Annotated in this window: 17 protein-coding genes; 7 read left to right on the forward strand and 10 right to left on the reverse strand. The window is 43.0% G+C overall.

Features of this window, described 5'->3' with window-relative positions; translation table 11 throughout:
- The first annotated feature begins 10 nt into the window (after positions 1 to 10).
- Genes E0485_RS02295 through E0485_RS02305 form a run of 3 tightly spaced genes read left to right on the forward strand, consistent with a single transcriptional unit; the run spans position 11 to position 1961 of the window.
- Positions 11 to 580 (forward strand): bifunctional transcriptional activator/DNA repair enzyme AdaA, encoded by a 570-nt coding sequence (locus E0485_RS02295; RefSeq protein WP_407944820.1) that lies wholly within the window; start codon positions 11 to 13, stop codon positions 578 to 580.
- Positions 577 to 1482: a DNA-3-methyladenine glycosylase family protein gene (locus E0485_RS02300; RefSeq protein ID WP_132416112.1), complete on the forward strand. Its 906-nt coding sequence runs from the start codon at positions 577 to 579 to the stop codon at positions 1480 to 1482. The genes E0485_RS02295 and E0485_RS02300 overlap by 4 nt, the downstream gene beginning before the upstream one ends.
- Positions 1479 to 1961 (forward strand): methylated-DNA--[protein]-cysteine S-methyltransferase, encoded by a 483-nt coding sequence (locus tag E0485_RS02305; protein WP_132416114.1) that lies wholly within the window; start codon positions 1479 to 1481, stop codon positions 1959 to 1961. Before E0485_RS02300 ends, E0485_RS02305 begins: the two co-directional genes overlap by 4 nt.
- 37 nt (positions 1962 to 1998) lie before the next feature.
- Here E0485_RS02305 and E0485_RS02310 read toward each other — a convergent pair whose 3' ends face one another.
- The gene (locus E0485_RS02310) at positions 1999 to 2859 is read right to left on the reverse strand and encodes a DUF421 domain-containing protein (RefSeq protein ID WP_132416116.1); all 861 of its coding nucleotides are present in this window, start codon (positions 2857 to 2859) and stop codon (positions 1999 to 2001) included.
- Positions 2860 to 3067: 208 nt separating this feature from the next.
- On the opposite strand from E0485_RS02310, the gene E0485_RS02315 reads away from it, so the two are divergent.
- Positions 3068 to 3265, forward strand: coding sequence for a hypothetical protein (locus E0485_RS02315; RefSeq protein ID WP_132416118.1), 198 nt, complete (start codon positions 3068 to 3070; stop codon positions 3263 to 3265).
- A gap of 142 nt (positions 3266 to 3407) precedes the next feature.
- Positions 3408 to 3977 carry a hypothetical protein gene (locus E0485_RS02320; RefSeq protein WP_132416120.1) on the forward strand — a complete coding sequence of 190 codons (570 nt, stop codon included), beginning with the start codon at positions 3408 to 3410 and terminating at the stop codon, positions 3975 to 3977.
- An 83-nt stretch (positions 3978 to 4060) separates the two neighbouring features.
- Here E0485_RS02320 and hemQ read toward each other — a convergent pair whose 3' ends face one another.
- The 8 genes from hemQ to hemA are packed head-to-tail and all read right to left on the reverse strand — an operon-like array spanning position 4061 to position 12895.
- Positions 4061 to 4807: a hydrogen peroxide-dependent heme synthase gene (gene hemQ, locus E0485_RS02325; RefSeq protein ID WP_132416122.1), complete on the reverse strand. Its 747-nt coding sequence runs from the start codon at positions 4805 to 4807 to the stop codon at positions 4061 to 4063.
- Between the two features lie 20 nt (positions 4808 to 4827).
- Complete coding sequence (gene hemL / locus E0485_RS02330; protein ID WP_132416124.1) at positions 4828 to 6135, reverse strand: glutamate-1-semialdehyde 2,1-aminomutase; 1308 nt, start codon at positions 6133 to 6135, stop codon at positions 4828 to 4830.
- A complete protein-coding gene (gene hemG, locus E0485_RS02335; RefSeq protein WP_235857356.1) occupies positions 6132 to 7616 on the reverse strand; it encodes a protoporphyrinogen oxidase in 1485 nt (494 codons plus the stop codon). The genes hemL and hemG overlap by 4 nt, the downstream gene beginning before the upstream one ends.
- Before the next feature lie 18 nt (positions 7617 to 7634).
- Complete coding sequence (gene hemH / locus E0485_RS02340) at positions 7635 to 8528, reverse strand: ferrochelatase (RefSeq protein WP_235857376.1); 894 nt, start codon at positions 8526 to 8528, stop codon at positions 7635 to 7637.
- Between the two features lie 60 nt (positions 8529 to 8588).
- Positions 8589 to 9635 (reverse strand): uroporphyrinogen decarboxylase, encoded by a 1047-nt coding sequence (gene hemE / locus E0485_RS02345; protein WP_132416130.1) that lies wholly within the window; start codon positions 9633 to 9635, stop codon positions 8589 to 8591.
- 45 nt (positions 9636 to 9680) lie between these two features.
- A complete protein-coding gene (gene hemB, locus E0485_RS02350) occupies positions 9681 to 10676 on the reverse strand; it encodes a porphobilinogen synthase (RefSeq protein ID WP_132416133.1) in 996 nt (331 codons plus the stop codon).
- A gap of 4 nt (positions 10677 to 10680) precedes the next feature.
- Positions 10681 to 11625: a hydroxymethylbilane synthase gene (hemC, locus tag E0485_RS02355; RefSeq protein WP_132416135.1), complete on the reverse strand. Its 945-nt coding sequence runs from the start codon at positions 11623 to 11625 to the stop codon at positions 10681 to 10683.
- Entirely contained in the window at positions 11546 to 12895 is a 1350-nt protein-coding gene (gene hemA / locus E0485_RS02360) for a glutamyl-tRNA reductase (RefSeq protein WP_132416137.1), read from the reverse strand. The genes hemC and hemA overlap by 80 nt, the downstream gene beginning before the upstream one ends.
- A gap of 298 nt (positions 12896 to 13193) precedes the next feature.
- Here hemA and E0485_RS02365 point away from each other — a divergent pair, with 298 nt between their 5' ends.
- Both E0485_RS02365 and E0485_RS02370 read left to right on the forward strand, forming a co-directional pair.
- Positions 13194 to 14057, forward strand: coding sequence for a class I SAM-dependent methyltransferase (locus tag E0485_RS02365; RefSeq protein ID WP_132416139.1), 864 nt, complete (start codon positions 13194 to 13196; stop codon positions 14055 to 14057).
- Between the two features lie 3 nt (positions 14058 to 14060).
- A complete protein-coding gene (locus tag E0485_RS02370) occupies positions 14061 to 14786 on the forward strand; it encodes an RluA family pseudouridine synthase (protein ID WP_132416141.1) in 726 nt (241 codons plus the stop codon).
- Here the strand turns inward: E0485_RS02370 and E0485_RS02375 are convergent.
- Complete coding sequence (locus E0485_RS02375) at positions 14763 to 15167, reverse strand: MarR family winged helix-turn-helix transcriptional regulator (protein WP_132416143.1); 405 nt, start codon at positions 15165 to 15167, stop codon at positions 14763 to 14765. The genes E0485_RS02370 and E0485_RS02375 overlap by 24 nt on opposite strands.
- Positions 15168 to 15311: the final 144 nt, after the last annotated feature.

Raw genomic sequence — 15311 nt, forward strand, 5'->3', positions numbered from 1 at the left:
GTTAATGATCATGATCAATGATACACAGCTTTCATTTGATGAAATGTGGGACATCATTCTGGCATGCGACAGCTCCTATGATGGCTTATTCTTTACCGCGGTCAAAACAACCAGGATCTACTGCCGTCCTTCCTGTAAATCCAGAAAGCCGCACAAGCATAATGTTGAATTCTACCTTCAAATAAATGAAGCCGAAAATGCTGGATACCGCGCCTGTAAACGATGTCAGCCTAATGTCCATCTAACACCTCAAGCTGAACTTGTTTCAGATACAATGGCCTACTTGCTGCACAACTATAAACAAAAGCTCTTGCTGCAAGATATCGCAACACATGTTGGAATCAGCGCCTATTATCTAGAAAGACTTTTTAAGCAACACACAACGCTAACACCTCGAGCCTATCTGGAGAAAATTAGAGTTGATAAAGCCGCACACTTACTGCGTAATAGTGACCTAACCAATTTGGAAATAGCTTATGAAGCTGGTTTCCAAAGTCCATCGATTTTCTACAAAGCCTTCCGAACACTTAAACAATGTTCACCAAGTGAGTATCGGGAGCAGATTGGAGGAATCTCATGAACTGGAGTGACCATCAATCTTATATTGAGATCGTACCACCTCCCGAATTCAGTTATAAAGAATGCTTTGTCTATTTGGACCGATCCAAACAAGAAAACTTACATCAGATTCACAATGAAAGGTTAATCAAGCTAATCTCAATAGACGGTACCCCTATTTTACTGATCATCAGCTTTGTGGAGCTCATGATACGTGTTGATTTTCCACTTGGTATACCATCAGCTCATGCACGTTCCGCTGTAGCTTCTTATGTATGGGATTTATTCGATTTAGACACGAATCTAAGCCAATTTTATGAACAAGCAGTCCAAGATTCCATTCTGCAACCACTAGTAAATCGGTACTATGGTCTGCGTATCGTCCAAATTTCTGACTTATTTGAAGCATTAACTTGGGCGATTATGGGACAGCAGATTAATTTAACCTTCGCCTATACTTTAAAGAGCAGATTCGTTGAACGATTTGGTGAAAGTTTAACATTTGGCGATGATGTCTACTGGTTATTCCCCACTTATGATCGAATTGCACAACTGAATATTGATGAACTCAGGGAAATGCAATTTACTTCAAGAAAAGCAGAATATGTGATTGGAGTAGCAAAGGAAATGTGTTCTGGCAACTTATCCAGAGAAAGCTTATTGGCGATGAAAGACCCTAAGCTCATACATCAAGCCTTGACGTCAATCAGAGGAATAGGCGCATGGACGGCAGATTATGTCATGATGAAATGCCTGCATAACACGTCAGCTTTCCCAATAACCGATGTTGGACTCCACAATGCACTAAAGCTGCAGCTCGAAATGGATCGCAAACCAACCTTAGACGAGATTAAGCAATACGCCGCTCATTGGGATGGATGGCAAGCTTATGCTACTTTTTACTTATGGAGGTCTTTACTATGAGCAAGCACTACATTGCTTATTACGAATCGCCGATAGGAACTATTGAGATTATCAGTACAGATACAACCATTTGTTCCATTATGTTTTGTGATGGGAAACAAGCTCAATTGAATGAACAGCAGAATTTGCCGAAAGTTATCCACGACTGTTACGATGAGCTTGATCACTATTTTAAAGGTGAGCGCCGGGAATTTACAGTTCCCTATGTCCTGAATGGGACTAGCTTTCAACAAACCGTATGGAACGCGCTAATTACGATTCCATATGGACAAACGGCTAACTATCAAGATATTGCCGTTGCAATCGATAATCGTAAAGCGGTCCGTGCGGTAGGCAGTGCGAATGGAAAGAATAAGCTATCCATCATTGTGCCTTGCCATAGAGTTATAGGTTCGGATGGCAGCTTAACCGGCTATGCGGGCGGTTTATGGAGGAAAGAATGGTTGCTCCAACATGAGCAGCTGCACTTCATTTCATGAAAAAAGAAGGGTCAAGATGATGGTCTTGACCCTTCTTTTAACGTGTTAAGATTGGTTTTAAATCCTGAATTATTTGATTAAGCTGAATTGATACCTCTTCATACATCTGTTTCGCTGATTGATTGCTCGATGTTAAAGAATACATCTCGAGATCCGCTTCGCATTTTTTCAGTTCTGCATAAAGTTGTGCTTTACTTTGTGGAAGGGGAACTGAAATTTTATCGTCATATGTATCGATATACAATTGATTATAAGCATCCACTTGAGCGAGAAGCACATTATTCAGCAATAATCCCTGTTTATTCAACTCGGTATTTAACCACTCACGTGTCAGTCCGACGGTCCTTAGCGATTCATCCAATATTTGTCCATCCATAATGACACATTGAGGCTCCTGCTCAGGTGCAACTTTAATCCCAAGGTGCTTAGGCGTTAAAGGCATGGTTTCTTTCTTTAGCAATACATTGATGTCCCCACTCGGCTCCATAATGGCGAATTCAACATCAGCCAATTTAAATGCCTTATTTTTACGCAATGATTCCATCAGTTCATCTGTTGAAAGTCGTTCCGTCTTCAGATTATCCTCCAGTATTTTACCATCCTTTACAAGAACCGTTGCCTTGCCATCGATAAAAGTCCTAGCACGTTTGCTTTTTAACTGAAGATACTCAATCCCTAGAGATAAAACGACCCATACCAAAATTGCAATTATGCCTAAATACCACTTCGCATTCAAATTCAATGAGATATAAGCAGTTAAAGCACCAATTGAAATCCCTGTTATATATTCAAAAAGGGATAACTGCGATACCTGCCTCTTCCCTAACAATTTGGTCACTACAAAAATTGACAATATTGCAATTACGGTTCGCCACACAATCGTTAGAGCTTCATACACAATAACCCCTCCTGTTAAACTTATTTAACAGTAATGAGTATTCCTCATCAAATTAGCTTCCTATTCATCTAATTTATAGACAAATCAATCTTGATAAGTTAATAGATATTTCACAAGAAATGGCGATGGCAGTGACATTTTTTATATCTTTAAACATATTGCATGTGATAACATATTTGCACAAATTTAGTTCTCAAAGGTGGTTTGTATGCCTAAAAAGGTTTTAAGAAGTCAATCTGTGCAGTACCCTTACAAGGTTCAACTAAACAAGACTAAAGTGATAACTCGAGATGGAGTAGGTACAGTAACACAGCAAAAGTCAGAGTGGCTATTCGTCAAGCTTGACCATTCTGACCGTACCGTTCGCACGAATATTTTTTATGCAGAACTTATTGAAACGATCTAACACTTCATCCTTACATATCTATTTAACGAACAAGCAGTCGTCTCTATAACAAAGACAACTGCTTGTTTGTTTTCGCATAAAACACCTTTTTTAGAGAAAAATAAGACCTAAAGTAAGATTAATCAATGGGGTGTATACGGCAATGCTTAGACAAACGGATAAAGCCAGACAGTTTGACGAACTTATGAAACAGAATGAAATGCTGATGAATGCCCTAAAGAATGCTAATCATTTATTAGAGCAAATGGATTCGAAAGGTTCTCAAAGTCAACAGCAAAGCAGTGATCAACAAGCCAATCAGCAATCTAACGGGCAGGAAAACCAGCAGAATTCGAATCAACAACAAGACAATAACAATAGCTCGGACAGCTCAAATCAACAATCAAGCGGGTCTGGACAATCAAATCAAGATCAATCTGGGCAGCAAGGCCAACAAAATGATCAACAAGGTCAATGCTCCAATCAAAATGATCAACAAGGGAATCAAGGCCAACAGAATAATAATTCCTCACAGCCTAATCAACTTGCTAACGATTTATTGCAACTAAAAGACTTAGTCGCACAGTTAGAGTCCAAAACTGCATCCTATGTATCGAATCAAACAGGCAAATCACTTACGGAGAAAGATGTCGTCGGTTTAGTGCTGAACATAATGGATGGAATGGTTGATTGGGCGGCAGATTACGTTACCCAAGCTAGCAAAAGTAATTGAAAATAATGGCATAAAATGGAACAAGGCCATATGCAACACAAATAAGCTGCCTCATCATGAGACAGCTCCTTAGTGATCAATATTTAGACTTGCAGCATAGCCTTTAGTTTAGCGTCTGTCATTAAATTACCTACGTAGAAATCACCAAACTCACCAAATCTCGCACTTACTTCATCAAAGCGCATTTCATATACAAGCTTCTTGAACTGTAGGGCATCATCTGCAAATAAAGTAACGCCCCATTCCCATAAATCGAAACCGACTGAGCCTGTAATGATTTGCTTCACTTTGCCTGCATATGAACGGCCAATCATCCCGTGAGAACGCATCATGTTCTTACGCTCTTCTAAGCTGAGCATATACCAGTTATCATTGCCATCCCTGCGCTTATTCATTGGATAGAAGCAGATGTGCCTAGACTTAGGCAGCTCAGGCTTAAGTCTCTCCACGATTTGCGGCACAGACATCGGATCCACACCAGGCGCAGCCATATAAGAGCTAAGCTCTACGATAGAGACATAGGAGTAGACAGGCAATGTGTATTTCGCTATTGCGGACTTATTATAGGCTGTCTCGAGCTCTTCAAGCTCCTCTAATGTTTCACGCAAGTGCATGAGCACGAAATCCGCCTTTTGACCAACGATTGCATAGAATGCAGTTGAACCCTGCTTACTCACTTCCACCTCACGCCAGTTCTTAAGCATAGCTGCTAATTCAGCCTCTGCTGCTTCTCTCTCACTGCTGGATGCTGATTTCCATGCTTGCCAATCCATTTTTCTAAAATCGTGTAAAGCATACCATCCTTCTAACGTTTCAACAGCCTCACTCATGTATTTGCCTCCTCAATTTATCAAATCGCTAATCGTTTTAATGCTTCCCTATGTGCTGTAATAGTTAGTTCAATATCTTCGTCTGTATGAGCAGCCGAGATGAACCAAGCTTCAAATTGTGAAGGGGCAATGGAGATGCCCTGGTCCAACATATGAGAGAAATATTGTTTAAATCGGACGAGATCTGATGTGCTAGCCGATGCATAATCGATGACCTCTTGATCAGTAAAGAACACGCTGATCATGGCACCAACACGGTTGATCCTGATTGGAATGCCAATCTCTTCCGCACTCTGACGGAAGCCTTCTTCGAGCCTTGCCGATCTGCGTTCAAGCTCGTCATATACGCCAGCTCGTCCAAGCAACTCCAGCGTCTTAAGTCCAGCTGCCATTGCCAGCGGATTGCCTGATAAGGTACCCGCCTGATAAATCGCACCGCTTGGCGCAATATGCGCCATGATTTCCTTCTTGCCGCCATAAGCGCCAACCGGCAATCCACCGCCAATAATTTTCCCTAGACAAGTAAGATCTGGCGTAACGCCAAAGCGTCCTTGAGCTGAATGCAAACCAACCCTAAACCCTGTCATTACTTCATCAAAAATAAGAAGAGCGCCATACCGTGTCGTTAAATCTCTTAATCCTTGCAAAAACCCAGCAACAGGCGGAACTACACCCATGTTACCCGCGATTGGCTCCAGAATGATAGCGGCAATTTGTTCAGGATAATGCTCGAATGCTGCTTGAACAGAAGCAAGATCATTATAAGGGACAGTTATCGTATTGCTTGCTACGTTGTCAGGAACTCCAGGTGAATCTGGAAGCCCTAGTGTAGCTATTCCCGATCCAGCTTTAATGAGTAATGCATCCGCATGACCGTGATAGCCGCCTTCGAATTTGAGAATAATATTCCTTTTCGTATAACCTCTAGCTAGACGCAATGCACTCATTGTGGCTTCAGTACCTGAGTTAACCATGCGGACCATCTCAATCGAAGGTACGCGCTCAATCACAAGCTTGGCCATCTCTGTTTCCAGCAAAGTCGGCGCACCGAAACTCGTTCCATAAATTGCCGCCTCTTGGATAGCTGAGATCACTTCTGGATGGGCATGTCCCATAATAAGCGGACCCCATGATCCGATATAGTCAATGTATGAATTGCCATCGATGTCTACAATGCGTGACCCACTGCCGCTTTTCATAAATAATGGGGAGCGGTCAACTGATTTGAAAGCACGAACAGGAGAATTCACCCCTCCTGGGATAAACTGCTTTGCCTCAGCAAAAGCCACTTCTGATTTCGAATTACTACCCGCGTTAGTCATGCTCATGCGCTGTCCTCACTTTCTGATTGAGCTTTGCTGGAACGATATTGTATAAGCTCATGAACGAGCTCCTTAGCCGCCTCTTTTCCTTGCCGCACACAATCTGGCAGTCCGACACCATGAAAGCCCGCACCTGTTACAAGTAAACCAGGAAGGTTCATCTTCAAGTCCTCACGGAATTTAGCCACCTTATCCAAATGTCCAATCCCGTACTGCGGCATAGAACGTTCAAGCGGAGTTACTTCATGGAATATTGGTTCTGCATCTAGACCCATGATGTCAAGCATATCTTTACGTACTTCAGATACAATTTGTTCCGTTGTCATACTTCTCCAGCGTTCATCACCAGCCCGTCCGACATAGAACCGAATGAGAACTTTATCTTCTGGGGCGGTATGCATCCATTTATTAGAAGTCCATGTACATGCTGTAATAAATCTGCCTTCACTTCGCGGAACTAAGAATCCACTACCATCGAATGTAAAATTGACATCCTTACGGTTGAAAGCAAGGACGACATTCGCCACAGACACATAATCGAGTTCTTCCAAAAATCCTTTGGCTGAAGGCTCCTGCAATAATGCAGCTGCATGATAAGAAGGCAACGCAACGATTACCGCATCAGCCTGCTCTTCATGCCCATCTGCAAAGGTAATATTGTATCTGGAGCTCTGACTGCTATTAGACTTTGCCACCCCAGCAACCGGAGTATTCAGACGAAGATCTACGTTCTGTTCACGCAGGGCAGCTATAAGACCATTAATCAAGGTCATTAGCCCCTTACGAAACGTCAAAAACATCGATTTATTTGCTGCTGGCGGAAGACCGGGTAAATTCTGTGCAGTCTTGCTGCGATTGCTGCTTGTCCCGCGAATGAGACTGCCGAATTTTTGCTCCATTTCACCGAACTGTGGAAAAGTGGCTTGCAAGGATAACGCATGCATATTCCCTGCGTATATGCCAGCTAGTAATGGTTCTGCAATTTTCTCCAATACCTCTTTGCCAAGCCTGCGTTCAAGAAAAGACCCTAGCGACTCATCTGCTACTTCTTTACGCCGTGGCAGCACAAGATCCATTGCCGCACGCAGCTTGCCAAACGGTGAGATCAAGGAGGTCTTCATGAAGGGTTTAAGCTCCGACGGAATTCCAAGCACGAGACCAGGGGGCATCGGATGCAGCTTATCTTTGTAAAGAATATAGGTTTTCTTGGCATTCGGATTCGTGCCTGTGAGTTCATTTTCCAAGCCAAGCTCTTTCGTTAATTCGATAATCGGGAGCTTACGTGCAAGAAATGAATCTGCACCCTTCTCAAATACAATTCCGTCTTTTTCCATCGTGTTTATTTTACCGCCAAAAGCAGAGGATGCTTCAACAACGGTAATTTGGGCATTTACTTGCTGATCAGCTAGCTCTTTCTGTAAATAGAATGCAGTACTGAGTCCTGTTATGCCACCGCCAATGATTGTGATTTGAGTTGGTTCGTTCATTCGCACATCCATCTCCCTTTATTGTTTCAATAGCTGATATACGCAATCGCTTAGTGTTTCAATATATAATGGATGATCATTTAGCGATTCTGTACGTTCTAAATGCATGCCTAGCCCCTTGCATATTGCTTGACATTCGATATCGACATCATAGAGAACTTCCAAATGATCAGATACAAATCCAATTGGGCACAGAAGAACGTTCTTAACCTGCTCCTCGTGGTGTAGTGTAGCTAGGACATCTGTGATATCTGGACCGAGCCAAGGCACAGCAGTACGGCCCGCACTTTGCCAAGCGAATTGCCATTCTTCTATCCCTGCTGCTTCTGCCACAGCTTTGGATGATTCGAGCAATTGATCTTGATAGGGATCGCCCATTTCCAGGATTTTGGCAGGTAAGCTATGCGCACTAAAAATCATTCGAACCTTCTCGCCATCAAAGCGCTGTAAAGCCGATTGAACTCTTTCCGTAAGAAGTGTAAGCAGCTTAGAATGCATATGATAGCTCTCAACACAAGTTAGTTCGATACCTAGCTCATCGCTTTTGGCTTTCGCTCGCTGGATATAGCCACCGATACTCATTACCGAATAATGCGGTGCAAGGACTATACCAATTGCGCGTTTGATCCCGTCTTTAGCCATTTGGCTAATCCCATCTTCAATAAATGGACTTGCATGCTTAAGACCTTGATAGCAGCGGAAATCATATTCCGGATGTTCACGATTAAGCGTCTCTTGCAGTGCTTCGACTTGACGATTCGTATTTTCTCTTAACGGGAAAACACCGCCAGCAATCGCTTCATAACGCCCTGTCAGCTCAGCTAGCTGTTCAGGAGTTGGTGGATTTCCCCGACGTATATGCGTATAGTAAGCTTCCACTTGTTCCTTTTTCTCAGGTGTTCCATACGACATAACGAGTACACCGATTTGCTCTTTAGACAATAGACTTCTCTCCTATCCCATAACTAGCTCTTATCGCTGTGCAAGAACAGTACTTGAGTATGAATGAATATAAGCAGTTAATTGTTGTAATTTCTCAAGTGAAGCCTCGGGAAATAAACCATGTCCCAAATTAAAAATAAAGCCTGGCTTCTCCAAACCTGCATCAATGATTGCTTTGGCTTGCTTCTCTATGATATCCATAGGTGCTGTGAGTACGAACGGGTCCAAATTACCTTGAACAGCGTAATTGTCCCCAACTCTACGACGTCCTTCTGTAATCGATACTCGCCAATCAAGACCAATTACATTAGCTTGAATACCACGAAGTGTTGGCAATAACTCACCTGATGCCACACCTGGGAAATAAATTTTGGGCACATTCAAATCCGATAAGGCTTCAAAAATTCGAGTAATCGTCGGAAGCACATATTTCTCAAAATCTACAGGAGCTAGTGAGCCTACCCACGAATCGAATAATTGGAAAGCTTTCGCCCCATTTGCAACCTGTGCACGCAAGTAAGTAATAATCATATCACCCAGTTTATCCATAAGCGCAAACCAAATCTTCGGTTCGCTGTACATCATCGTTTTAGTTCGAATATAGGTTTTGGAAGGCTTGCCTTCAATCAAATAAGAAGCAATCGTAAAAGGCGCTCCCGCAAATGTGATTAAAGGGACTTCCAGCTCTTTATCCAAAATTTGAATAGTTTGCATGATGTGATTTAAATCACGATCAACATCGATCGGTTGAAGTTGCTCGACATCAGCCATTGACCGAATAGGATTATGAATAACCGGCCCGATATTCGCGACGATATCAAAGTCAATCCCGATTGAAGCAACTGGATTCATAATGTCTGAATACAGAATAGCTGCATCTACACCTAGCTTGCGAACAGGCATCATCGTAACTTCCGCTGCTAATTCAGGCTGTCTGCATATTTCCAATAGCGAATATTTCTCTTTGATCTTCCGATATTCTGGATCATAGCGACCCGCTTGTCTCATATACCATACAGGCAATCGATCAACTGACTCCCGTCTGCAAGCACGAAGAAAAGTATCGTTGTAGCTCATAAAGCACCACTTTCAATTTATAAATTTAATCGGCTGCAACTTGTATTACTTCTGTTTGAGCCAGCCAGCTGCATCTTTCGCAAAATAAGTAAGAACAATATCCGCACCAGCACGTTTAAAGCCTACCAGCATCTCCATTACAATCGCTTGCTCATCAATCCATCCCTTGCTTGCTGCTGCTTTGATCATGGAATATTCTCCTGAAACGTTATAAGCAACAATTGGAAAATCATAGTTTTGCTTGAGCAATTGAATTACATCCATATACGCTAATGCTGGCTTCACCATCAAGAAATCGGCACCCTCGATTACATCGCTCTCTGCTTCACGGAGCGCTTCGCGCGCATTCGCAGGGTCCATTTGATAAGTTTTGCGATCTCCAAACTGCGGTGCTGAATGAGCAGCGTCACGGAAAGGACCATAGAACGCAGAAGCATATTTAACAGAGTAGGACATAATCGGTATGTGGGATAGTCCCGCTTCATCTAGCCCTTCACGAATCGCAGCAACGAAGCCATCCATCATATTCGATGGAGCAATAATATCAGCGCCTGCGCGTGCTTGAGATACGGCAGTTTTGGTCAATAACGCCAAAGACTCATCATTCGTCACATCTGCACGTCCCGTATTTGGATCATGATGAATGACACCACAATGTCCCGTGCTTGTAAATTGACACAAGCAAGTATCCGCGATGACCAGCATGTCAGGATATAGTGCCTTCACTCTTCTCGTTGCTTGCTGCACGATCCCATTATCATCATAAGCTGATGAGCCTACTTCATCTTTTGAATCTGGCACACCGAATAATAGAATGCCTTGAATGCCTAAGGCAGCAATTTCATGCAACTCTTCATCCAAACGATCTAAGGAAAAATGATAAACACCAGGCATCGATGGGATTTCTTCTTTAATATTATGGCCTACTGTCACAAATATAGGCTGGATCAAATCATGAACAGACAAGCTGTTCTCTCTCACAATATTGCGCATCGCAGCTGAACTGCGTAATCTTCTATGGCGAACAATTGGAAAACTCATCGTATTAACCCCTCTCTCTAACAGATGCTAATATTTGCTCTGCGCCTTGTTCCTTAAGCTTCGTTGCAATTGCAATTCCAAGCGCTTCAGGATCGGTCGATGAGCCGCTTAACGTTTCGCGCAGCAAGGTTCTGCCATCAGGCGTGCCGACAATGGCTGTAACTGTAAGCGTCGTCGCGTCTGCATCAATCGTAGCATGCGCGCCGATTGGCACCTCGCAGCCTCCATTCAGGCTGCCCAGAAACGCGCGCTCGCTTCGAACGGCGAGCGCAGTTGGTTCATGCTGGATTAGCGCGAGCAGCTCCAGCATGAACGTGTCATCGCTGCGGCATTCGATGCCAAGCGCTCCCTGCCCGACGGCAGGGACGAACTGCTCGATTGCCACATGCGCTGAGATGCGATCTTCCCAACCCATCCGCTTGAGGCCAGCGGCTGCAAGCAGGATCGCATCAAAGCTGCAGGTATGCAGTTTATTTAATCTCGAATCAATATTTCCCCGAATTGATTCAATGCGAAGATCAGGACGCAGATTCATCACCTGACAAGCACGACGCAATGAGCTTGTCCCAACTAACGCACCAATTGGCAAATGCTCAAGGGATACATTGTCCTTGGACACGATCACATCTCTTGCATCTTCACGCTCAGGAATAGCGCCTATTGTCAATCCATCTTGCAAGGCAAACGGCATATCTTTCATCGAGTGGATAGCAATATCAATTTCCTTATCCATTAAGGCTTGCTCAATTTCTTTGACGAATAAGCCCTTGCCGCCTACCTTTGACAACATCGTATCTAGGATACGATCGCCTTTGGTTACAATTTTCACAATCTCAAATTCACATACTATTTGATGCTCGCGGCTTAACTCACGCAAGCGTTCCAACACTTGCCCTGTTTGTGTCAACGCTAGTTCGCTCTGTCTGGTTCCCACTTTGATCGTACGCATGCATGTGTTCCTCCAATGCAAAAATTTTGGTGAAAAAGCTCAAGGCTTCCTCCTTGTTCTCTTCCGTAGACATTTCCTTAATTCGGAGAATAGGATCTTGCAGAATCTGGTTCACAATACTTTTCGTTAATTTTCGTATGACCTTCATTTCTCGTTCATCAAGATCTGGAAGCTTCTTAAACAAACTATCCAGCGTCTCCTCATGTAAAACTTTCGCTTTAGAATGAAGTGCTTGAATGACGGGAACAACTTCTAATGATTGCATCCACGCTTCGAATTCACTCAATTGACTCTCGATTTGCGCTTCAATTTTCTTAGCTTCGTCTCTACGTTTAGACAGGTTCTTCTCAACGAGCAGCTGTAAATCATCGATATCGCGCAAGTACACATTCGGTAATTGAGCAATTGCAGGATCGAAATCACGCGGTACAGCGATATCCATTAAATAGAGGGGGCGATTCTCGCGCTCAGTCACAATTGCAGCGAGCATATCTTTGGTTACTACATAATTAGCAGCGCTTGTAGAAGAAATCACAATGTCTGCTTCACGGATACAATCAAGCATCTGATCCCATGGGAATGGAGTTCCTCCACATTGTTCAGCAAGCTTTACAGCATGTTCATAAGTTCGATTAATGACATAAACGTCCTCAATACCGCTTGCACATAGATGCTTGATTGTTAGCTCGCTCATCTCACCCGCGCCAATAACCATCGCCTTCTTGCCAAGGTAAGTTCCCAGTACTTGTCTGCCTGATTCCACAGCTGCATAGGATACCGAGATCGGGTGATCACCAATTGTTGTTTCACTATAAGCCCTCTTAGCGAACGTAATTGCTTGCTTGAACAAGCCATTAAAAATCGTACTCGTCATATGAAGCTTCTGAGCTAAGAAAAAGGCATCCTTTACTTGCCCTAATATTTGAGTTTCACCGACGATCATGGAATCCAAACCTGATGCTACTCGAAATAGATGTTGAATTGCTTCTTCTTTCTCCAACATATATATATAATTTCGAAACTGTTTTTTCGGAATCTCGAATTGATCCTCCATAAATCCACTTATATCTTCAACACACGAATTCGAACGATTTACGACTGCGTAGATCTCAGTTCGATTACATGTGGCTACAATTACACATTCTAGAATACCTTTGGTATTCTTAAAATCTAGAAGCGCTTGCGGCAATCTATCTGAAGAAATCGTGAACTTCTCGCGCAGGTCAACTGGAGCTGTTCGATAGTTCATGCCAACAACCACAATTTGCATGGTACACTTCCTTTCAGAGAAACGATCAACTTCACATCATTTATTTTATCACAATGATAATTGTTATCAGTAATCGGGAATTGAACAATTTATGAATACCTGCCCCTAACTTTGTGCATATCATCATTATAATCGATAAATTAGAATGGATATAATCTAGAATATTGGTAATATATCCAAATTCATTCATCAGCATATTAAATTTTTGTCTGAAGAGTTCTCTACTGTTGGATATTGAGGCGAACTCATGTACAATATGTAGTTAGAACTTTGATACATACATGGAGGAACGCGAATCATGTTTTTGACGGACAATTGGAAGGATTACGAATTATTAGATACAGGAAACGGTGAAAAACTGGAACGCTGGGGATCGCATGTGCTGCGCAGACCAGACCCTCAAATTATTTGGCCATTACTGAATGAAAGCAATGAATGGCGTCAAGCTGGCGGACATTATCATCGAAGCAGCAGCGGCGGCGGGCAATGGGATTTCAAACCTGATCTGCCTGAGCGGTGGACGATTGGCTGGAATGACCTTCGGTTTCATATTAAACCAACAGGATTTAAACACACAGGCTTGTTCCCTGAGCAGGCTGTCAATTGGGAGTGGATGATTAATAAAATCCAATCCGCCAATCGACCGATTAAAGTCCTTAATTTATTTGCTTATACAGGCGGAGCAACCGTTGCATGCGCATATGCTGGAGCTAGCGTGTGTCATGTGGATGCAGCCAAAGGTATGGTGCAATGGGCGAAAGAGAATGTTCAATTATCCGGGTTAGCCGACCATCCCGTTCGTTTTATTACGGATGATGTATTCAAATTCGTTCAACGTGAGCAAAGACGCGGTTCGAAGTATGATGCGATTATTATGGACCCACCATCCTATGGACGTGGACCAAGTGGAGAAACATGGAAGCTTGAGAATGATTTATTCCCGTTCATTCAATCTTGTATGGGCATTTTGTCGGACAACCCTCTATTTATGCTAATCAACTCATATACAACAGGAATTTCGTCGACTGTGCTCCATAATATCCTGTCCATGGCGATGAAAGATAAATTTGGCGGAAAGATTACGAGCGGAGAAATCGGATTGCCGATAACCAAATCAGGACTTGTATTACCTTGTGGAATCCTTGGGCGCTGGGAGGCATAAAGCGTGGCGGGACCAAAACATAGTAATGAAGGGGCTAGTATCCCTATTATTTATGAGGATAACCATCTGCTTGTTGTTGAGAAGCCTGTAAATATGCTTTCTCAAGCAGATGATTCTCGTGACCCAGATATTCTATCTGTGTTAAAAGAAGATATTAAACGTCGATACGGCAAGCCTGGGAATGTATATCTCGGGCTCGTCCATCGATTGGATCGGCCTGTTGGCGGCGTCATGGTATTTGCCAAGACTTCCAAAGCCGCATCGCGATTATCGGATGCTATCCGTACCAGGCATTTTGATAAGACGTATCTTGCGGTTGTGCATACGAAACCAAAGGAAAAGCATGCAACACTTAAACACTATCTATTAAAAGACCCGAAGACAAACATGGTATCTGTTGTGTCTCCCAAGGTGAACGGAGCAAAAGAAGCTATACTTGATTACCAAACGCTAGCCTCCTCAGAGGGTCTGTCTTTGGTTCAAGTTAAGCTTCACACAGGGCGCCCGCATCAAATTCGCGTGCAGTTCGCAGCAATAGGTTGTCCCTTATATGGGGATCAACGATATGGCGCGCATCTCAATACGCCAGGACAACAAATTGCCTTATGGTCCAATCAAATAGCATTTGAGCATCCTACGACGAAAGAAAGTCTTCGGTTCTCATCTTTACCCGGCGAACAGCATCCTTGGTTCTTATGGTCGGAGTTAATTCGCAACCTTGCCAAGTAAATAGATGAGCAATTGTTGATTATGAGCGGATATGCGATTTAAATAGTGGTTCAACAGTTCTTCACGAACCGCTATTCCTCTCGCACATTCCGCTTTTCCTTTGTCTGTGACATGTATCCAGACAATACGGCGATCCTTCTCATCACGCTGTCTCGTAATGAGCTCATTTTTTTCCATACGATCCAGCAGCGTTGTAATTGCAGCAGGCGTCGTTTCCAAATGCTCGATAAAATCAGACGGTTTCATTTGTTCTTGTGTTGTCGCTAACTCAAGCACAATAAGCTGACCTTCTGTTAATGAAGGTGATAGTCTATCTTCCATATGCGACTTGAATTCCTTGGATAGCTTAAACCACAGCTTGGCAAACTCGTTTGAGTACATTCATCAATCACTCCCGAAACATCGATTACCAAATTATTCTAGTTCTATTATATCACGTACAATCAGAATGAAAAGACATTTACAAATACTCAAGAAGAAACGGTTTCACCGCCTTAAAGGCGGGTTCGTTTCTTAAGGTATTAC

The sequence above is a fragment of the Paenibacillus albiflavus genome (genome assembly GCF_004344915.1).
GTDB lineage: Bacteria > Bacillota > Bacilli > Paenibacillales > NBRC-103111 > Paenibacillus_AM > Paenibacillus_AM albiflavus.